The sequence below is a fragment of the Hominisplanchenecus sp. genome (genome assembly GCF_046967715.1).
Lineage (GTDB): Bacteria > Bacillota > Clostridia > Lachnospirales > Lachnospiraceae > Hominisplanchenecus > Hominisplanchenecus faecis.
In genome coordinates, this window is record NZ_JBKVNQ010000018.1 from 22,757 (window position 1) to 43,759 (window position 21,003).

18 protein-coding genes are annotated in these 21,003 nt (G+C 44.7%); 4 read left to right on the top strand and 14 right to left on the bottom strand.

Annotated features, from left to right (window positions below; all coding sequences use genetic code 11):
- Position 1: 1 nt before the first annotated feature.
- The 4 genes from ACLTL4_RS04140 to ACLTL4_RS04155 all read right to left on the bottom strand — a co-directional run bounded on the left by ACLTL4_RS04140 (position 2) and on the right by ACLTL4_RS04155 (position 5,273).
- Entirely contained in the window at positions 2–1,735 is a 1,734-nt protein-coding gene (locus tag ACLTL4_RS04140; RefSeq protein WP_022117999.1) for a phospho-sugar mutase, read from the bottom strand.
- Positions 1,736–1,804: 69 nt separating this feature from the next.
- On the bottom strand, positions 1,805–2,845 hold the full coding sequence (locus tag ACLTL4_RS04145; protein WP_412320269.1) for a phosphotransferase: 1,041 nt from the start codon (positions 2,843–2,845) through the stop codon (positions 1,805–1,807).
- Between the two features lie 146 nt (positions 2,846–2,991).
- The gene (locus tag ACLTL4_RS04150; protein ID WP_412320270.1) at positions 2,992–4,332 is read right to left on the bottom strand and encodes a CCA tRNA nucleotidyltransferase; all 1,341 of its coding nucleotides are present in this window, start codon (positions 4,330–4,332) and stop codon (positions 2,992–2,994) included.
- Positions 4,333–4,451: 119 nt separating this feature from the next.
- Positions 4,452–5,273, bottom strand: coding sequence for an undecaprenyl-diphosphate phosphatase (locus tag ACLTL4_RS04155; RefSeq protein WP_022117996.1), 822 nt, complete (start codon positions 5,271–5,273; stop codon positions 4,452–4,454).
- A gap of 301 nt (positions 5,274–5,574) precedes the next feature.
- On the opposite strand from ACLTL4_RS04155, the gene ACLTL4_RS04160 reads away from it, so the two are divergent.
- On the top strand, positions 5,575–5,775 hold the full coding sequence (locus tag ACLTL4_RS04160) for a cold-shock protein (RefSeq protein ID WP_022117995.1): 201 nt from the start codon (positions 5,575–5,577) through the stop codon (positions 5,773–5,775).
- Positions 5,776–5,971: 196 nt separating this feature from the next.
- On the opposite strand, the gene ACLTL4_RS04165 is transcribed toward ACLTL4_RS04160, so the two are convergent.
- From ACLTL4_RS04165 to ACLTL4_RS04180, 4 genes are all read right to left on the bottom strand, one after another.
- Positions 5,972–8,347, bottom strand: coding sequence for a ribonucleoside triphosphate reductase (locus tag ACLTL4_RS04165; protein ID WP_022117994.1), 2,376 nt, complete (start codon positions 8,345–8,347; stop codon positions 5,972–5,974).
- 181 nt (positions 8,348–8,528) lie between these two features.
- On the bottom strand, positions 8,529–9,776 hold the full coding sequence (hflX, locus tag ACLTL4_RS04170) for a GTPase HflX (RefSeq protein WP_147632836.1): 1,248 nt from the start codon (positions 9,774–9,776) through the stop codon (positions 8,529–8,531).
- A 22-nt stretch (positions 9,777–9,798) separates the two neighbouring features.
- Entirely contained in the window at positions 9,799–10,842 is a 1,044-nt protein-coding gene (locus ACLTL4_RS04175) for a tetratricopeptide repeat protein (RefSeq protein ID WP_412320271.1), read from the bottom strand.
- A gap of 154 nt (positions 10,843–10,996) precedes the next feature.
- Entirely contained in the window at positions 10,997–12,469 is a 1,473-nt protein-coding gene (locus ACLTL4_RS04180) for a S1C family serine protease (RefSeq protein ID WP_173895477.1), read from the bottom strand.
- 487 nt (positions 12,470–12,956) lie between these two features.
- Here ACLTL4_RS04180 and ACLTL4_RS04185 point away from each other — a divergent pair, with 487 nt between their 5' ends.
- Together ACLTL4_RS04185 and ACLTL4_RS04190 are read left to right on the top strand one after the other, a co-directional pair.
- Complete coding sequence (locus ACLTL4_RS04185) at positions 12,957–14,165, top strand: IS110 family transposase (RefSeq protein WP_412320237.1); 1,209 nt, start codon at positions 12,957–12,959, stop codon at positions 14,163–14,165.
- A gap of 364 nt (positions 14,166–14,529) precedes the next feature.
- On the top strand, positions 14,530–14,718 hold the full coding sequence (locus ACLTL4_RS04190; protein ID WP_412291197.1) for a hypothetical protein: 189 nt from the start codon (positions 14,530–14,532) through the stop codon (positions 14,716–14,718).
- Between the two features lie 89 nt (positions 14,719–14,807).
- Here the strand turns inward: ACLTL4_RS04190 and ACLTL4_RS04195 are convergent, their stop codons facing one another.
- From ACLTL4_RS04195 to ACLTL4_RS04210, 4 genes are all read right to left on the bottom strand, one after another.
- Positions 14,808–15,311, bottom strand: coding sequence for a PTS glucose transporter subunit IIA (locus tag ACLTL4_RS04195; RefSeq protein ID WP_022117990.1), 504 nt, complete (start codon positions 15,309–15,311; stop codon positions 14,808–14,810).
- A gap of 86 nt (positions 15,312–15,397) precedes the next feature.
- Positions 15,398–16,000: an AAA family ATPase gene (locus tag ACLTL4_RS04200; RefSeq protein ID WP_173866129.1), complete on the bottom strand. Its 603-nt coding sequence runs from the start codon at positions 15,998–16,000 to the stop codon at positions 15,398–15,400.
- 101 nt (positions 16,001–16,101) lie between these two features.
- Positions 16,102–17,460 (bottom strand): SLC13 family permease, encoded by a 1,359-nt coding sequence (locus ACLTL4_RS04205; RefSeq protein WP_173897596.1) that lies wholly within the window; start codon positions 17,458–17,460, stop codon positions 16,102–16,104.
- Between the two features lie 70 nt (positions 17,461–17,530).
- Positions 17,531–17,959: a hypothetical protein gene (locus ACLTL4_RS04210; protein WP_173866127.1), complete on the bottom strand. Its 429-nt coding sequence runs from the start codon at positions 17,957–17,959 to the stop codon at positions 17,531–17,533.
- 497 nt (positions 17,960–18,456) lie between these two features.
- Between ACLTL4_RS04210 and ACLTL4_RS04215 the strand changes: the two genes are divergently transcribed.
- Positions 18,457–19,443 (top strand): DNA cytosine methyltransferase, encoded by a 987-nt coding sequence (locus tag ACLTL4_RS04215; RefSeq protein ID WP_412291198.1) that lies wholly within the window; start codon positions 18,457–18,459, stop codon positions 19,441–19,443.
- A gap of 7 nt (positions 19,444–19,450) precedes the next feature.
- Here ACLTL4_RS04215 and ACLTL4_RS04220 read toward each other — a convergent pair whose 3' ends face one another.
- Together ACLTL4_RS04220 and ACLTL4_RS04225 are read right to left on the bottom strand one after the other, a co-directional pair.
- Entirely contained in the window at positions 19,451–20,242 is a 792-nt protein-coding gene (locus ACLTL4_RS04220; protein WP_412291199.1) for a hypothetical protein, read from the bottom strand.
- Positions 20,243–20,532: 290 nt separating this feature from the next.
- Positions 20,533–21,003: RNA-guided endonuclease TnpB family protein (locus ACLTL4_RS04225; RefSeq protein ID WP_412320272.1), on the bottom strand; the 471-nt coding region annotated here is incomplete at its 5' end.

Below are 21,003 nucleotides of genomic sequence, written 5' to 3' on the forward strand. Positions count from 1 at the left end.
TTTACAGCATTTCCTGGATCATAGCTACAACCTGTTTACCAAGAGCTGCGGATTTTGCATCTGCATCTTCCAGGGATGTGCCCTTTACGCCATAGTAGAATTTTACTTTCGGCTCAGTTCCGGACGGTCTCACGCACAACCATGCTTCATCACTCAGATCATAATACAGAACATTTGAGGACGGAAGACCGGTCTTTGTCATTTCGCCGCTTTCCATGTTTTTGATGGTATCTTTCTTGTAATCCCTTGCAGAAAGCACTTTGTAGCCTGCGATCTCGGACGGTGTCTCATTTCTGAGGGTCTCCATGATCTCCTGGATCTTCTGAAGTCCTTCGATACCTTTCAGTGTGATCGCCTGGATGTCATCTTTGTAGTAGCCGTATTTCTCGTACATATCGATCATGGCATCCCACAGTGTCTTACCCTGTGTCTTATAGTAAGCTGCTGCTTCACACAGAGCCATCGTTGCAACGATCGCATCTTTGTCTCTTGCATGTGTTCCGATCAGGCAGCCATAGCTCTCCTCGAATCCGAAGAGGTAGGTTCCTTTTCCACTCTGTTCAAAACCAAGGATCTGCTGTCCGATGTATTTGAATCCGGTCAGGACTTCGATGAAACGCAGTCCGTAGGATCTGGCGATCGTTCCTGCCATGTTTGTAGTAACGATCGTGCTGACTACTGCTCCGTCTTCCGGAAGGCTGCCGTTTGCTGCCTTTCTCTGGCTCAGCTCGTATTCTTCAAGCAGGCATCCAGACATATTTCCGGTCAGAGTATGGTATACACCATCTTTGTCTTTGACATGCACACCGAGACGGTCTGCGTCCGGATCGGTTGCCAGAACCAGGTCTGCATCGACTTCTTTTGCAAGTTTCAGTCCCAGTTCGAAAGCTTCTTCTGCTTCCGGGTTCGGATAACTTACCGTCGGGAAATCGCCGTCCGGCAGTTCCTGCTCTTTTACTACATATACATGCTCAAAGCCAAGCTCTTTTAAGACGCGTCTTGCCGGGATATTGCCAGTACCGTGCAACGGTGTGTAAACGATCTTGAGATCTTTGCTGACTTCACGGATGGAATCCCAGTGGATCACCTGGCTCTTCAGTGCTTCAATATATGGATCATCGATGTTCGCACCGATCACTTCGTAAAGTCCTGCTGTGACTGCTGCATCTTTGTCCATTGTTTTTACGTTTGCATAGTCGGTAACTGCTTTTACTTCAGCCATGATACCGGTGTCGTGAGGCGGTGTGATCTGTGCTCCATCCTCCCAGTAAACTTTATAGCCATTGTATTCCGGCGGATTATGACTTGCTGTGACATTGATACCTGCCGTACATTTCAGTGTACGCACAGCAAAGGACAGCTCCGGAGTCGGTCTCAGTGACTCAAACACATAAGCCTTGATGCCGTTTGCAGCCAGGCACAGTGCTGCTTCATCTGCAAATTCCGGTGACATATGTCTGGAATCGTAAGCGATCGCTACGCCTTTTTCCTGTGCTCCTACTGACTTGATATAGTTTGCAAGTCCCTGTGTAGCTTTACGCACAGTGTAAACGTTCATACGGTTTGTACCTGCCCCGATGATACCTCTTAAACCGGCAGTACCAAACTCCAGATCCGCATAAAAGCGTTCTTTGATTTCTTTTTCGTCTCCCTCAATTGCTCGCAGTTCTTCCTTTGTAGCTTCGTCAAAGTATGGATTTGCGAGCCACTCTTCATAGACCTTTTTATAATCCATTGTGCTACCTCCATTAAAATATTCAATAGGTGGCTATATTATATAATAAAAAGGTCTAAAAAGAAACCTCTAATGCAGAAACTTTACAAATTCTCGCCGTTTTTTTTCCTGCATATCGAGAATTTCCAGCTTCTGAAGGCTTTTTTCCGGTATCCAGGTTTTGCGGCTGTTGAAATAATGGTTGGCAAGCTTCCAGAATTTTTCCGGATAGGCGAGTCTTATACAAAAATTTTCAAATTCTGCATCGCCAAGCGGACGCACTTCCTGATATGCATGGATCATCTCCATGCCAAGCTTCTGATTCCAGCCCTGCTTTTCCATGATCTTGCGGAAAAACTGATAAAAATCGGAGATCTGTACATCAAAACAGCATCTCGCAAAATTGACTGCCACCGCTCCTTCCCGGTCAAAAAACAGGTTATGCTGACTGTAATCCCCATGGCAGACCCGCCGCTCCCGTATGCACTGCCGGTGCAGAGCATGTGAACTGCTGACACATACCCGTCTGGTTACTTCTTCTGCCTGAGCCATAAATTCCGGATACAGTTCCAGGAAACGGCTCTCAAAAGCGGTCTTTTTCTTTCGTGTCCGCATGAAATTCCGCACCTTTTTCAGCTCTTTTGTGTGCCGCTCGATCTCCTCGTCAAGCGGCTCTGCTATATACTCTAAATTTTTTCTGACTTTTTTCTCTTCTGCCGGATCTGCCTCATCCGTCTGTGCCGCCGCCATCTGAAATTCCTGTATTTCCGGCAGACGCAGGACATTGTGCAGCCTTGCAAGATAATGCACCGCCCCTACAATATCTTCCCGGCTTTTCGTATCACACTCCCGCCCGGAAAACCATTTTTTGACTACGTACCCGTTGCCGTAGCGGTCAGAAGTGACCAGATTTCCTTCTGTATTTTCCAGGAGCAGATCGCAGCGTATCCCTCTTTCTGTCAGAAAAAAAAGCACTCTGTTCTGAAAAAACAGCCGCTCCTGCGAACCGGAAAATTCAGTCACCTGAACAAGCCCTCTGTCCGTATCACAAAGAAAGGAGCCACGCCCCCGCCTTGTGCTTTGCACATGCAGGTCGTACTGCTCCAAAATCACCAGATCTTTTTCATTCACTTTTGATCCCCCCACAATTCTTCTCAATAAAACCAGCTATTAAGATCAAAAATGCCACACGAATTGTTCCTTACTTCGTACTCTCACAATTCTGGCACCTAAAGCTACTCTATCTTATGAAATGCAGGGGGCAAATATACGGGAAGTTATCCTTCGGTATTTCGCAGTTCTCTGCTTTTTCCGATCAGCCATTCCCGCTCATTTCGCTGCGGCTCCTCTAATACCAGCTCCAGCAGCTTTGCAAGGATCTCGCCCATCTCTTTGCCCGGCTTCATGCCGTCTTCGATCAGATCTTTTCCGCTGATCTTCAGATCTTTGATGCAAAGGCACTGCTGTTTCTCTAAAATGGTGTGATACAGGGCTGTCAGCTCTTTTAAATAAGCTTTCTTCTCCGGCTGCCACTTCGGGGACTGAGCCAGGGTATCTGCCATTTTCAGTTTCAGAACCTCTGCAAAAGCGTCTGCCCCGACTTTGCTCACTGCTCTTCGCACCGATTTTTCGGTCAGTTCCGGTCGCAGATCGTGGTATCGCACATAAACTTTGACTTTATTTAAAGTGTCGTTGTCGAATTTAAGACGATGCATGATATTATTTGCAAGCTCGGCACTGATCTTTGCATGCCCGTGAAAATGGTCGATCCCGTCTGCGTCCGTGGTATGTGTCTGCGGCTTGCCGAAATCGTGAAACAATGCCGCCAGACGCAGCGTTTTGTCTGCCTCTATGTTCCTTAAGGCTTCCAGCGTATGTTCTCCGACGTTATAGCAGTGATGCGGGTTATTCTGCGGTGTCTCCATCGTGCGGTCAAACTCCGGCAGAACAACTGCCGTGATGCCGTACTCCCAGGCATACCTCAGATAATCCGGATGCGGGGAAACCAGCAGTTTGACCAGCTCCGTCTGGATACGCTCAGCACTGATCTTTGAGAGCGTCCCCGCCAGCTTTTTCGCCGCTTCTGCCGTGTCCGGATCGACCGTAAATCCGAGCTGTGCCGAAAAACGGACAGCACGCATGATACGCAGTGCATCTTCCCCGAAACGTTCTTCGGCATTGCCGACGCAGCGGATCACTTTCTGCTCGATGTCCGCTCTTCCGCCGAACACGTCCACAAGACCCTCGCTGTCATTATACGCCATGGCGTTGATCGTAAAATCACGGCGACGCAGGTCTTCTTCCAGATTTGCCGTAAAAGTCACTTCTTTTGGATGTCTTGCATCCTCATATTCTCCATCCACACGATAGGTCGTCACTTCATAACCTTCTTTTCCCATCAGAACGGTTACCGTTCCGTGCTGGATCCCGGTATCGACCGTGCGTGGGAACAGTTTCTTGACTTGCTGCGGTGTCGCAGAAGTCGTGATATCCCAGTCATTTGGTATCCGTCCAAGAATCGAATCACGCACGCAGCCGCCGACCGCATAGCCTTCATATCCATGTTGTTCCAGTGTTTCGATGATCTGTTTCACATCATCCGGAAGTGTGATCTTCATTCTCTTATTTCCCCTTTCTGTTATTCTGTCTGTAATTTTTCCAGGTACTTTCACAGTCTGGACGTAAAATCCACGGAACTGTTTTCTGCAATTCCACCTGTCTCTGTCTCAGAGCAGAATTACCGGAATGTAAAAAACAAAATCACCAGGATACCAAGTACGATACGGTACCAGCCGAAAATCTTGAAATCGTGCTTTCTTATGTAATTCATCAGAAATTTGATCACCAGAACCGATACAACAAATGACACTGCCATACCGACCAGCAGGATCATCATTTCTGCCCCTGAGAAAGCCAGACCAAATTTCAGGATCTTTAAAAGGCTGGCTCCTGCCATGACCGGAACGGCCAGGAAAAAGGTAAACTCTGCTGCGGTTGTTCTGGAAAGTCCGATCAGGATACCGCCAAGAATGGTCGCACCGGATCTGGAAGTTCCCGGAAAAATGGCCGCGATCAGCTGGAAAAGTCCGACCAGCATCGCATCCCGGTATGTGATCTGGGCAATACTGGTGATGCGTGCTTTTTTCGTCTGATTTTTATTTTCGATTACAATAAATAAAATACCAAACACGATCAGTGCCGTTGCTACCGTCTGGTAATTGTAAAAAAGCTCGTTGATCTGGTCGTCAAACAAAATACCGACCACCGCCGCCGGAATGCAGGCTGCGATTACTTTGAACCACATAGAAAATACGTCTTTGCGAATCGTGTCTTCGCCCTTTTTAAAGGAGAACGGAAACAGCTGATTCCAGTAGAGCATTACGACCGCAAGGATCGCTCCAAGCTGGATCACTACCAGAAATACTTCCAGAAACTCTTTTGACACGTTCAGTTTGATCAGTTCATCGAGAATGATCATATGACCGGTGCTGCTGACCGGAAGCCATTCTGTGATTCCTTCCACGATTCCGAACAGGATCGCTTTTATGATTTCTGACATCTCATCTTCCTTTCTTTTTGCTGTTTTGTGGCTTCCTGACAAAGGATTTCCTACCTTTTTTGTCAGGATTCATGCCCGGAAACAGTATCAGTATAACCGATATACAGGTGCAAAACAATACACAATTCTCTTGACATTTGCGGTGGTTAAATCTATAATATCCGTTGAGGGATTTATTGGATGAAAGTAATTCACTAGTTATTAGAGATTATACTCACCCCTATATAATCTGTAATAACTGGTGGATTTTTTTAACTCAAAAGTCCACAATAAAATTTTATTATCTAATGGAGGTACCATCATGAACAAAGGTACAGTAAAATGGTTCAACGCTGAAAAAGGTTACGGATTTATCACAGGTGAAGACGGAAACGATGTATTTGTACATTTTTCCGCTATCCAGGGTGAAGGCTTCAAATCTCTTGACGAAGGTCAGGCAGTAACTTATGATTTAACAGAAGGTGCTCGCGGAATGCAGGCAGCTAACGTTGTTAAATGCTAATTGATCGGATGAACTGAAGATTCTCCAAAAAATACCGCTTCTCATTCATAAACAAATGAGGAGCGGTATTTTTCATTATGTTTTATGCCAAACATCAGGGAAGTCCTTTAAAATCCGGGCTTCCCTTTTTTTCTGATTTTCAAGAATGCCTCTGGCATTCTTGCTGCGAGTCCTGAAATTAAGAATCACTTCACAATCAGACAGTCTGTTTTACATCTGCCACATATTTCTTGATGTTTGACGCATTCACGTATTTCTTTGCTTTTGTGCCGTCTGTCACCACCAGTGTCGGTGCCTGCATGATGCCGTATTTTCTTACAAGATCCTGATTTTCCTCTGCATCGATGATCTGATAATCTTCTCCTTTGAGAATCTCTTTTGCGATCTTGCAGTTCGGACAGGTCTTTGTCGTGAACAGGTATTTCACGCTCTCCACCGGCTTGATCTCAACATCTTCTTTGCGTACAGTCACAAGGCTGGTCTTGACTTTTTTCATACAGGAATGCTCTACATCATAAAGTTTACGGTTTTTGTACTCCTGTGTCTTGCCGTCATTCCAGTTCTGAACCGGACGGTAGTAACCGGTGATCCTGCTGTAAACTTCGGATTTCTTACCGCAGATCGGGCAGGTGAAATGCTCGCCTGCAAGGTAGCCGTGTTCTTTACAGACAGAGTAGGTCGGTGATAGTGTGTAGTACGGCAGGCTGTAATTTTCTGCGATCTTGCGTACCAGTGCTGCGGCGGCTTTCCAGTTCGGCAGCTTCTCACCTAAGAATGCATGGAATACCGTTCCGGAGGTATAAAGAGTCTGAAGTCCGTCCTGAATATCCAGTGCATCGAAAATGTCCGCCGTATAGCCAACCGGAAGATGGGAGCTGTTTGTGTAGTACGGTGTATCACCCGGCTCGCCGGCTGTGATGATATCCGGATACTGCTCTTTGTCGTGTTTTGCCAGACGGTAGGTCGTGGACTCTGCCGGTGTTGCCTCCAGGTTGTAGAGATCTCCGTACTCTTCCTGGTACATCACCAGTCTGTCACGCATATGGTTCAGCACTTCTTTTGCAAAATCCTGCGTCTCCACATGAGTAAGGTCTTTGCGAAGCCATTTTGCATTGAGTCCGACTTCGTTCATACCGATCATACCGATCGTGGAAAAATGATTTGCAAAAGTTCCGAGGTAACGTTTTGTATAAGGATACAGTCCTTCGTCCAGCAGTTTGGAGATCACATCTCGTTTGATCTTCAGGGAACGGGCGGAAATATCCATCATACGATCCAGTCTCTTATAGAAATCCTCTTTTGTCTCGGACAGGTAAGCGATTCTCGGAAGGTTGATCGTCACAACGCCCACACTTCCGGTACTCTCTCCGGAACCGAAGAATCCGCCGCTCTTCTTACGCAGTTCACGCAGATCCAGACGCAGACGACAGCACATGCTTCGTACATCGCTCGGCTCCATATCGCTGTTGATATAGTTTGAAAAATACGGTGTACCGTATTTGGATGTCATCTCAAATAACAGGCGGTTGTTCTGTGTATCGGACCAGTCGAAATCCTTTGTGATCGAGTAAGTCGGGATCGGATACTGGAAACCGCGTCCGTTTGCATCGCCCTCGATCATCGTCTCAATAAAGGCACGGTTGATCATATCCATCTCTTTTTTGCAGTCTTTATAGCAGAAGTCCTGCGGCTTGCCGCCCACGATTGCCGGAAGCTCGGCAAGGTCAGCCGGAACCGTCCAGTCCAGTGTGATGTTGGAGAATGGTGCCTGCGTCCCCCAGCGGCTCGGTGTATTTACGCCGTATACAAAAGATTCGATGCATTTCTTGACTTCCGGATAGTCCAGATTGTCCACTTTGACAAACGGTGCCAGATACGTGTCAAAAGAAGAAAATGCCTGTGCTCCTGCCCATTCATTCTGCATGATGCCGAGGAAATTGACCATCTGATTGCAAAGTACGGACAGATGTTTGGCCGGTGCCGATGTGATCTTGCCCTCAATGCCGCCAAGTCCCTCTGTGATCAGCTGTTTCAAAGACCAGCCTGCACAGTATCCGGTCAGCATCGACAGATCATGGATATGGATATCGGCATTCCGGTGTGCATGAGCGACCTCATCATCGTAAATCTCAGACAGCCAGTAGTTTGCCGTAACCGCTCCCGAGTTGCTCAGGATCAGACCGCCTACGGAATAAGTAACCGTAGAATTTTCTTTTACACGCCAGTCTTCTACTTTCACATAACTGTCCACGATCTCTTTGTAGTCCAGGATCGTAGATTTCATATTGCGGATTTTTTCTCTCTGCTTACGGTACAGAATGTACGCCTTTGCCACATCTGCATAGCCGGCCTGAACCAGTACATTCTCCACGCTGTCCTGAATGCTCTCCACATCGATCTTGTCGTCTTTAATCTTTTTCTGGAAATCAGCAGTCACTCGCAAATTCAGCAGATCTACCATGTCTTTGTTATACTGCATCTGTGTCGCATCAAATGCTTTCTCAATAGCGCACCCGATTTTCTGAAGGTCAAAGTCTGCGACTTCGCCGTCCCTTTTTACTACCTTAAACATATATATTATCTGCTCCTTCCGCATGATTATCGTCTTTCGCATCCGCCTCCCGGCAGATGCTGTCAGGAACTTATTCTAGCAGATTATCGTTTGCGAGTCAATGCAAAAAATACTATATCTTGGATTGTATTTTAAAAATACATACAAGATATAGTATTTTGTTTGTGTGATTTCTGACTTTTTAATATGCAACTTTGCCGTAAATCTCCGCCGGAACAAAGGCTTTTACGTAGATTCCGTCGCCCCTGTACTCCTCTTCCAGAAGCTGTCCTTTTGCCCGCACAATCTGGATCAGACCGGCCTTTTCATACGGAAAAACACGCTCTAAAAGGATACTTCTGGCACGCAATATCTTCTCCAGCTCGTCCTTCAGATCATCAAGCCCCTGCCCTGTTTTTGCGGAAATTTTTAAAGTTTTGTCCGCTTTCATGTCTTTTAAAATTTCCGGATTTTCAATACGGTCCTGCTTGTTGAACAGCGTCAGGATCGGCTGATCCTTCACACCGAGATCTTTTAATGTCTCATAAACAACATGCATCTGTTTTTCCTTCTGCGGATTGGACGCATCCACCACATGGATGATGATGTCCGCATACTTTGCCTCTTCCAGCGTGCTCTTAAAGGCCTCGATCAGATGATGCGGCAGTTTGCGGATAAACCCGACCGTATCCGTCAGAAGAATATTCTGACCGCCCGGCAGTTCCAGAAGGCGTGTCGTCGGATCAAGGGTTGCAAAGAGCTTATCTTCCTCCAGAACACCGGCATCTGTCAGTGTGTTGAGCAACGTGGACTTGCCAGCATTGGTATAACCGACGATCGCCGCAACCACCATCTGGTCTTTTTTTCGTTTGCTCCTTATCAGTTCACGGTGCTTCTGCACCTGTGCAAGCTCTGCCTTGAGCTGTGAAATGCGGGCATGGATCAGTCGTCTGTCCATCTCCAGCTTTTTCTCACCCGGTCCTCTCGTACCGATACCGCCTCCGAGTCTGGAGAGCGAATTGCGAAGTCCGACCAGCCTTGCCGCACGGTAACGCAGCTGTGCAAGCTCAACCTGGATATTTCCCTCGCTTGTGTTGGCTCTCGCCGCAAAAATATCCAGAATGATCAGCGTACGGTCCATGACTTTGCAGTCCAGCTCTTTCTCCAGATTATTAAGCTGTGCCGGAGAAAGCTCGTCATCGCAGACAATGCCGGTCGCTCCCAGTTCCTCCATCAGAAGGGCGATCTCCTCGATCTTTCCTTTTCCGACATAGGTGCCCGGGTGGATCTTTTCACGATTCTGGATCACCCTTCCGACCACCAGTGCCCCGGCTGTCTCACAAAGCTCTGCAAGTTCATCCAGAGATTCTTCCACATCTTCCGAAAAACTCTCCTGAACGCCGACCAGGATCACCCTCTCTTCCAGTTCTTTCATATCATATGGCTGCATAAATGATCCTCCTTCTGCATAATTATCTGGTCTTCAGGAAATTATTTTCCCGGATACCCGCCTCGTCCGCAGGATAATTTTTCACATATTCTGCTGCTTTTTCTTTTGCGGTCGCAAAATCCAGCTTCTTTTCATAGACAACAATCTCGTTAAAATACAGATCCTGTTTTCCTTTGTCGTTTGAAAGTGCCAGGCCTTTTGTGATGTTTTCCAAGGCACTGTCATAATTTTCATCCGCAATATCACACAGTACCATGCCATTGTATGCCTCCGGTGTCTCACCGTATTTGTCCATGTACTGCTGATAAAGCTGCCTTGCGTGTGCGGTGTCATCCTGCTTCATATAAGTTCTGCACAGAAGCATGGTCGAACGCTCATCCATGCTGTCTGCCATTTTATTCAGCTCTGTCTTTGCATCGTCATAATCGCCAAGAAAATAATAAATTCTCGCTTTCTGGTAAATATCTTCAGAATCATCGCTGTTGATCGCCAGAGCCTGCTGAAGATAAGCATCCCCCTCTGCGGAAAGATTCTTGTCATCATAACATTCATAAATATTCAGAAGCAGATCGTAGTCCTGCGGAGATAATTTGACCGCAGTCGTAAAGTCCACACCTGCTTTATCCTTCTCATCCAGCTCCATATAGCACAGTCCCTGAAGATAATAAGCATCTGCACTGTCCCCGAAAGTCTGGATCGTATCGCAGACTTTGGCTGCCCCCTCGTAATCGCCGGACTGATACAGTGCTGTTGCCTTGTACATCAGAATATCTTTCCTCACATCTTTCTGCTTCTCTTTTGTCAGATCCACTGCACGGTCAAACGCCTCTACCGCCTTGTCGTATTCTCCAAGTGCCATATACGCCATGCCGCTGCCGCGGTAACTCTCCACGAGATGCTTCCCTTCCTGCTCTGCGGAAGAAAAGCTGGTCAGTGCCTCCTCATAATTGCCGCTGTTTATCTGTTCCATTCCCTGATCTATATAGTAAGTATCCTGCCCAAGCAGACTGCATCCGGTCATGGAAAGAGTTGCCGCTGTCAGAATGATCGCAAATCTTTTCTTCATAAGTATACTCCTCATCTATGTTTCTTTTCGTCAAAAAACCCTCTACAGTATAGCATTTGAAAAGCCGTACTGTAAAGGGTCGTTGTAAAATGTCAGGGGCAAACTTTGTATCTGTAGTTTGGCTGTATGAAAATTTTTAAGATATTTTTTCTGTTCAAAAGCTTTTCTGGCTGTTTGAGAAACGGAAATAGTTTCCAGAATTGTCATCAGAACCGCCGTAATTATACGGATCCTGTCCCTGGTTCTGATCCTGACTTTCGTCACTGCCGGACTGCTGGCTGCTTCCGCTTGTGCTGCTGTCCGCTTTTCCGAGGGTGACGGTAACGTTTTTTTCCGTATAACCATTGCCATCCGGTACCTGTAAGGTTACTTCTACTTCTTCGCCTGCTTTATAGTATTCCAGACGACTTTTCAGTTCGCTGATATCGCTGACGGATTTGCCGTCAAATGCAGTAATGATCGAGTTTGCTGTGATACCTGCCTGCTCTGCTGCCCCGCCTTCGGTTACCTGTGACACAAAGACACCGGACGGAATGCCATAAGCTTCTGCTGCCTCATCACTTACACCGGTACCGGAGATGCCAAGGCTTGCTTTCTCATCATCGGAGACTTTTGTTCTTGTCGTCTCATTCATCAGCTCTTCAATCGTATCATATGCATCGTTCATAGAAATTGCATAACCCATACCTTCTACTTCTGTGGAAGCCAGTTTGGCGGAGTTGATACCGATAACTTCGCCGTTCATGTTCAGCAGAGCACCGCCGCTGTTGCCAGGGTTGATGGCTGCATCGGTCTGGATCAGGCTGATACCGTCATAGCTTGCTTCACTGCTGTCTTCCGAATCCAGTGTACGGTTTGTAGCACTTACAATACCGGTTGTAACGGACTGTCCATATCCAAGTGCATTACCGATGGCTACAACCTGTTCGCCAACTTCCAGTTTGGAAGAATCACCGATCGTTGCCACAGAAATCTTCGACATCGTATCGCTTGAGATGCTGGAAAGCGGAACGGCTACAACTGCAAGGTCTTTATCAGAATCGGTTCCTTTGATCGTTGCCTCATAAGTTTCATTATCTACAAAGGATACCGAAACTGTCTCTGCACCATCAATGACATGATTGTTGGTGGCGATCAGCAGTTCGCTGTCATTCTTTCCGATGATGATACCGGAACCGGCACTTTCGACTTCCTGCTGCTGAATAGAATTACGTCCGCCGAACATTCCGAAATAATTTTCCACTTCCTGAACTGATTTGCTTGTGATGGAAACGATAGAAGGCATTGCGGATTTTACAATGTCAGTCACATCCATCGTACCCTTTGAAGTTGTGCTGGAAGTTGTTTTCAGAAGACTGCTCTTTGTTGATGTCGTTGCCTGTGCCTCTGTCTGTGTGGAAGTTCCGAACAGAGCATTTACTCCCTGATAAGATCCTGCTGCAACGCCTCCGAAGAGAACGGCACTTAATGCAATGGCTCCGACTTTCTTTGCAAATTTTACCATCTTTGCATTTGGTTTTTTGTGGTTCGGTGTGTTGCTGTTGTTTTCATCAAATTCATAGTGATTGAATCCATCGTGATTCTCGTTGTTGTAATTGTTGTTATCGAAGTTATACATATCTGACATAATGACTACCTCCTGTATTTGCTCATCCGGTTTTCCTTTTCGGAAACCTGATGTTTATTATTCTTTGTTGTTCTTGTTCTTTATGTCTAACAGTATATCTGCGATTTGTGTTTGAAATGTTGTAAATATGTGATGAGTCTGAGGTGATTTTGTGAAGAAAGTGTGCCCTGGTTTTCTGGTTTCAGGGTGGGGGAGATGTTTGTATTCTTTCTACTACAATATATTTATGGTTAATATCCCTTACAGCCAGTAAGGAATTATCCATCTTGTTGCTTAAGCTGTATAATGATGGAGCAATTGGTATATCGTCCCTTTTCTTGGACATCGCGTCCGCAATTAAGACTGATAACCAGCTCCTCATTCGCAGCGTTCGTTTTATGCAGGTTGAATCGCCATAGGTGCATTCGTGTCACACCACAGTAGATTGAATAGGCAATGAGTAAAACTGGTACTTATCCATTGCAATAATCTTAAGGAGTGACAATTTATGAACGCAGTAGGTATCGATGTTTCAAAAGGTAAGAGTATGGTTGCTATCATGCGACCTTTCGGTGAAATTGTTTCCGCACCTTTCGAAATCAAACACACAGCCAGTGATATCAATTCACTTGTAGAACTCATCAACTCTGTTGAAGGTGAGTCCCGAATCGTGATGGAGCACACAGGACGTTATTATGAAGTCCTCGCTCATCAGCTTTCAGAGGCAAATCTTTTCGTCAGTGCCATTAACCCAAAACTTATCAAAGACTTTGATAATGATTCTCTTCGTAAAGTGAAATCTGATAAAGCAGATGCTGTTAAGATTGCCCGATATACTCTTGACAAATGGCAAAATCTTAAACAGTATAATGTTATGGATGAATTACGCAATCAGCTCAAAACCATGAACCGTCAGTTCGGCTTTTACATGAAGCACAAGACGGCTATGAAAAATAATCTTATCGGCATCCTTGACCAAACCTATCCTGGTGTTAATACTTACTTTGACAGTCCTGCACGCAGTGACGGCAGCCAGAAATGGGTTGATTTTGCATCTACATACTGGCATGTGGACTGTGTCCGTAAAATGTCCCTGAATGCCTTTATCGACCATTATCAAAACTGGTGCAAACGCAAGAAGTACAACTTCAGTCAGTCAAAAGCTGAAGAAATCTATGGAAAAGCAAAGGAACTTGTTCCTGTACTTCCAAAGGATGCCATTACAAAGCTTATTATCAAGCAGGCTGTAGACCAGCTTAATAGTGCCTCTACAACTGTTGAGTCACTACGCACTCTCATGAATGAAACTGCATCCAAACTCCCGGAATATCCTGTCGTTATGGCTATGAAAGGGGTTGGAACTTCACTTGGTCCTCAGTTGATGGCTGAGATCGGAGATGTTTCCCGTTTCACTCACAAAAGTGCTATTACTGCATTTGCCGGTGTAGATCCCGGTGTTAATGAATCTGGAACCTATGAACAAAAAAGTGTTCCTACCTCAAAACGAGGTTCCGCTGATCTAAGAAAGACTTTATTTCAGGTAATGGATGTCCTAATTAAAACGCATCCTCAAGATGATCCTGTTTATCAGTTCTTAGATAAGAAACGTGCTCAAGGCAAGCCTTACTATGTCTATATGACTGCAGGTGCCAACAAGTTTCTAAGAATCTACTACGGACGAGTGAAAGAATATCTTTCATCTCTTCCAGAATCTTAATTATCCACTAATATTTTCAGACCAGCACTGGTGTGGTGGTCTTATTTTGATACCTAATTTTCAACCTGTATAAAATTTTCAATGTTCTTCAATTTAGCCTTGACTTTTTATTTGCAGGCTTAATGTGCAAATGAACAAATTCCCCGCAGGACACGTAAAAGTGTCTGCTTGAGAATTGTTCATTTTGCACATTGCCAGGGGATACAAAGCCACCCAATACCTGAAAGCAGAAAACGTTTCGTGGGCACGGCGGTGTCGCTGGTGAAGACATCACTAATAATAAAACAGTCACCGTTCTGGAGACTAAAAAAACTTCAGACAGAGTGAGGTTTCACTCTGTCTGAAGTTTTTTATAAGAAATATTATGATGTGGGTGTCAAAAGTCCCCAACTATGATGCCTACGGATTGTTCCGTGCGTTGCACTCCCACAATCCTTTCTACGCTCCGCTTCGGTCGGTGCTAAACATGTGCCACTGGCACATAGCACCCCAGTATTCGCATATCGTGGGATTATCATCCCACTTTTATGCTCATATCGGGGCGGGTCATTAAGCCATAAAACCACTCTTGTGCAAGCACATCGTGGTTTCAGGCTTTTGACCCTGGCATCATATTATGTTTTCGTGTAATGGTGTTCCGGATTACATCTCTGCTACTACGGTCTCACCTGCAACTGCATCCATACCGGACATCAGTTTTACCGGTGGGCACTCATCGCCGTTGGTAACGATCAGCATTGTCACGTCACGCAGACCATGTGCTGCGATTGCAGATTTGCTGAAACCGATCAGGTTGTCACCTGTTTTTACTTTATCACCCACGGTTACATATGGTTTGAAGCCTTCTCCGTTCATGCCTACCGTATCTACACCGATGTGAAGCAGTAGTTCTACTCCATTGTCCAGTCTCATACCTACTGCATGGAAAGATCCGTCCATAACAACGGTGATTTCACCGTCAGCCGGAGCAGTCAGAACTTCGTTTTCCGGGATGATCGCAATACCGTCACCCATGATCTTTGCTGAGAAAACACCATCGTTTACTTCCTCAATCGGAATTACTTTTCCGGTCAGGTATGCTTTCATAGTTTTGCCATTTGCAGCTTCTTCTGATTTTGCAGCTTTTTTCTTGAAAAATGATAACATAATTTCCCTCCTGTTGTTTCATTAATTTTCACACTACTAGAGTAAATCATATCATAGATTGCAGAGAAGTTGCAAGGCTCAATCCATTATTTGTGATATTTTCTTACTAAGTCGATGTAATGTTTTACCTGTTCCACGCATCCGTCCACACCGACACGGCTGCTGTTTACCACCAGATCATAGTTTCTGGAATCTCCCCAGGCGATCGGGCAGTAACGGTTGTGATACTGTTTTCTTCTTTTATCTTTTTCTTTCATGAAGCCCAGAGCATCCTTTTCGTTCATATTATAATATTTCATAATACGCTCTGCCTTCTGTGGCTTGTCACCACGGATAAAAATGGATACCATGCTTTCGTACTCACGAAGGATTGTCTCGGAACAACGTCCGACTACCACAAAAGACTCTCCTGATTTTGCTTTTTCTTTCAGGAAATCAAACTGCAGGTTTGCAACGTTCTGCTCCGGTGAACTGTTCAGTCCGCGAACAGTACGATACAGAAAGCGGTTCCATTTCAGTTCATCATATGCTTCGAGATCTTCACTTTTTAAATTTTTCTTTGTTGCGATCTCTTTTAACAGGTCATGGTCATACAGTGCAATGCCATAATCATCAGCAAGTTTCTGTGCGACTTCATGACCGCCACTTCCGAACTCACGTCCTACCGAAATAATTAATTGTTTTTCCATTTTGGTCAGCCCCCTTTTATAGGTATAATGTTAAAGCCAAATGATGCCATTAAAAAACTCCTGTGCAAGCACATCGTGTTTTTTGGCTTCTGACCCTGGCATCATAAATATCTGACGTAGATCATCACCAGAGATATTGCTACTACTATTATAGTAGCAGGAGCCATATATTTGCAATACTTTCCCCATTTAATAATATGACCTTCACGTGCTGCGGTTGCGATACCTACAACGTTCGCCGATGCACCGATCGGTGTTGCACTTCCTCCGATATCGGTACCGATCGCCAGTGCCCATGCAAGAACACTTAAGTTCACGCCTGCAACATCGGATGCCAGATCCGTGATAACCGGGATCATGGTTGCCGCAAACGGAATGTTATCGATAAAGGCACTTGCCACTGCAGATACGATAATGATAATAGCAATCATAACAGCAATATTTCCGCCACTGACAGATCCGATAAAGCCTGCCAGAATTTCCAGAACACCGGTTTCCTCCAGACCACTTACGACAACAAACAGTCCGACAAAGAACAGCAGTGTTTTGTAATCTACTTTTTTCAGAAGTTCCAGTGCATCTTTTCCTGCCACGATCAAGGTTACGATTGCAATAGCAACACCGATCGTCGATACAGTCAGCCCCGTCTGTGCATGTGATACCAGAAGCACAACAGCACACAGGAAAATAATACAGCTTGCGATAAATCCACGTTTGTCTGTGATTGCTTCCTTCGGATCTGGATAAGAAGCATGATCTTTTTTATTTGCCCCGCTCTTTTTCAGTTCTTTTCTAAATGCAAAGTAAAAATAGATAACGACAAATACCAGGGATACGACTGCCATCAGACCAGTATTGGTAATGAAGTCGGTGAAAGAATATCCCAGGGATGTACCGATGATAATGTTTGGCGGATCTCCGCACATCGTTGCCGATCCTCCGAGATTGGCACAGAAAATTTCCGATAAGATCATCGGAACCGGATCAAACTCCAGAAGCTGTGACAGTTCGATCGTAACTGCTGCCAGAAACAGGATAACGGTGATACTGTCGATGAACATAGCCAGTACGAAAGACAGCAGCATAAACGTCATAAAGATCGGAATAACCTGATATTTTACCATCTTTGCGATTTCCATGCAGAGCCAGCGGAAGAAACCGACTTTTGCCATACCTTCTACCATGATCATCATGCCGGCGATAAAAATGATCGTCTGCCAGTTGATACCGGAAGAAGCCTCGCTGGATTCACCTGCTGCATACCAGAATCCGGTTGTAAAGAAACTCTGTAAATTCAGGGTACGCATGATCGCCCCCATGCTGTGCATACCAAGCCCAAAGACCAGAAGCAGGGTCAGAAGACCGCACGCCAGCGTGATCCACTGCCTTTCCCAGATCTCCAGAATGATCAGCAGGAACATGGCAAGGAAAATGATGATTGCTAATACTTGTGCTAACATTTGTGTTCTCCTTTTTTCACATAATCGATATCCGCACCAAAAGCTTTGCAGATATCATCTTTCGTTTGTATCAGATGCTAAAAGCCAGTCTCCTGTGCTTTTGCCCATCCTGACTGTGAATATAGGAAATCACGAGATTTCGCTTTCTGGAACAGTGCTCATGTATGCTTCTTACATTTCGTTCAAAAAAGCAGAAGCAGCCGCACCAGATCGCTGACAGGAAAAACAGCATATGCAGACGCATATTGCCATCCCGAAACTCTCTGCTCCGCTCCAGAAAAATAAGGCGACTGATCCGCCTTGTATGTACTTCGTCTATTTCTGCAGACTCCTGTGCTCTTACAAGAGACATCTTCATAAGACATGTGGCTGTCTGGACAGATACCCTCTGCTGCTGAATCAACTCTGTTTTCATATGTGCCAGCCCGATCGTCGAAAAAATCAAAACTGCTACAACCACAAAAACCGGTATCACTCTTTTGCCAACTGACAGCCTCATGTCCTCACCTCCTGTAGTATGTCCGCTGTTTATCCGAAAATTCATCGTCAGTAAAGTGGACATTCACAATCCGCTTCTCTGCGTTCAAATTCCGTCATATTTTTCATAATATTTGACCGTTTTTGATGTTATTTTATTCCAGCAACAACTTTACAACTTTTTGAGGTATTTGACAATAGATTTTTTTAAGAAAATGGTTTATTTTTTTCATATACATTTTCCATTATCAAAATCTGTTTTTTGTATATAATATATTACACGCTCTTAATTATCTCTTTAATTTCAAAAAGAATCGATCATTATTCAATATGCAATGTTTTAGTAACATAACATTTGACATTCTCTCTCCCTGTGTTATAATCGTTACACATCTACAGCCCCTCAAAAGCTATATTAGACAGGATATTGAATCTCGTCACTGATACAGCTTTTTTGCTTATACAGGCAGAAGTTACATCACATCTGATATAGAGTAACAACATTTCAGGAGACATTTTATGATCACGATCACAGAAAAAACTTTGACAGGAATGACTTTCATCGACCTCTTTGCCGGCCTTGGCGGCTTCCGGCTCGCCCTGGAATCTCTTGGGGCAACGTGCGTATATTCCAATGAGTGGGACAAACCGGTACAGAATGTCTATAAAGAAAATTTTGGTGACCTCCCGGAAGGGGACATCACCAAAGTGGATGAACATACGATTCCTGACCACGACATCCTCTGTGCCGGGTTTCCGTGCCAGGCTTTCTCTATCAGTGGCAAGCAGCGTGGATTTGAGGACAGCCGCGGAACTCTTTTTTTTGATGTTGCCCGGATTATACGGCAGAAACATCCAAAAATCGTATTTATGGAAAATGTAAAGAATTTTGCTTCGCATGATAACGGACATACACTGGAAGTCGTAAAAGGCACTCTTGAGGAACTTGGATACACCTTTTTTAAAGATGTCCTGAATGCAGTTGATTACGGAATTCCCCAAAACCGGGAACGTATCTATATGGTCTGTTTTCAAAATGATCTGAAGATAAAGGATTTCTCGTTTCCAAAGGCTTTTCCACTCAAAAAACATGTTGAGGATTTTCTTCTGGAAGATGAAAGCCTGGTAGAAAATTTGTACATCAGTCGACCGGATACTTATTTTAACGGCATTGCCGATACCAGTTACAGCAACAAACCGATAAGGCTCGGCATCGTCAACAAAGGTGGTCAGGGCGAACGTATCTACAGTACAAAAGGCATTGCCATCACCCTATCTGCCTATGGCGGCGGTATTTTTGCCAAGACAGGCGGATACCTGATCCATGGCAGAACACGCAAACTCCATCCCCGGGAATGTGCCAGAATCATGGGATTTCCGGATTCTTACAAGCTCTGCCCAAGTTCCAGCCAGGCATACAAACAATTCGGAAATTCTGTTGTGATCGATGTGCTGCAGCTGATCGGCATTGAGATTGGAAAGGTTCTGCCAGACTCCGAATCCTGACTTCTGATCATATCAATGCTGTAATAAATTCCTGATCTGTAAGACCCGAAGCATATTCATTTAACTTAACAGAAAAAATTACGTTTGCGTTATAGGTATTGGAAAGCTTTCTGATCTCATACCGCTCACCCCGTTGGGAAAACATGTATTCATATTCATTTAAAATAAATCTTTGATCATGATATGGCAGATCTGAAGTTATAAACAGTTTGTTTCCTTCTGTCTGTACATTACGGATTTCATAATCCTGTCTGAAAAGAAAATCTTTTACAACAGAAATCCGTTTTTTCCCAACGTCACTTGAGCCACTTCTTTTCACACGATAAGTGGCACTGATCTCAAAACACTCCCGAAATTGCCTGATTGGGATAATTTTAAATCCATTGGTGATAAAAAATCGGACATCTTTTTTTCGATAATGTTCTGCAATCCAGTCTGCAAAAATCTCCTGACCGCCCGGCATCATAATTTCTTTTCCTGCTGTCCCTGCATTTCTGTAGTCATCGAATTTCTGATTCATATATTCCATGATCATCTGTGCTGACGAATTAATACTGTCTGTATTCTGCTTGCTATACTGAAATGTCTGTGTCATAATGTCCGGTAATAAAACAAACTGACCGCACTGTGCCGGGGAATGTTTCGCCTCTATATAAAAGCAAAAACCTTGTCGTGTCTCCACCAAAATATCCGGAACGGCAGAATCTGCTCCGCCTTTGTGCGTAAATCTGGCATACACGCCATATGTTTTGTTCAAAAATTCCACACAGTCCTGTTCAAACTTTTCCCATTTATTCATACTCTTCCACCATCGCCTCCTGATACGCAGCATACTTTTTTCTTTGCATCTGAAGAATTCTTCGATTCCGGGGTGGGGTTCTCCGTTTTCCTTCCATGCATGAAGCCCGTACGTTAAAACATCGTTGGAACCTGGATCCTGGCACGGATCTTTTTGCTGATCGTATTGGCAAGGATATCGTGAACTACCCATTGTCTAAAGCCAATGGGCTTCCTGCTTCGCAGACCTCGCAACCTACTATCTCCACAGGCGTTCATTCGGGCAGTCCCTGCCCTATATTGTTATTCCTTTTATGCTATTCGTCTTAATCCTTCTTCCAGTATATTTTTTGCTGCGTTGATATCCCTGTCATGATTTGTTCCACAGACAGGACATGTCCATTCCCTTACTGATAGATTTTTTGTCTCTGTATTTTGGTATCCACAGACTGAACACAGCTGACTACTGGCATAGAATCTATCTATTTTGACATATTTCCTGCCATTCCACTTTGCCTTATATTCTAACTGTCTTGTCAGCTCATACCATGATACATCACTTATAGACTTTGCCAAACGGTGATTTTTTACCATGTTTTTTATCTGCAAATCTTCCGAAACTATCACTTGGTTTTCGCTGATAATCTCATGGGACATCTTGTGCAGATAATCTTTTCTGGTATTTGTTATTTTTTCATGGCATAATGCTATCTTTTTCTTTGTTTTGCAGTAATTTTGACTTCTTTTCTCTTTATGGGCTAACTGCCTTTGCAGTTTCACCAG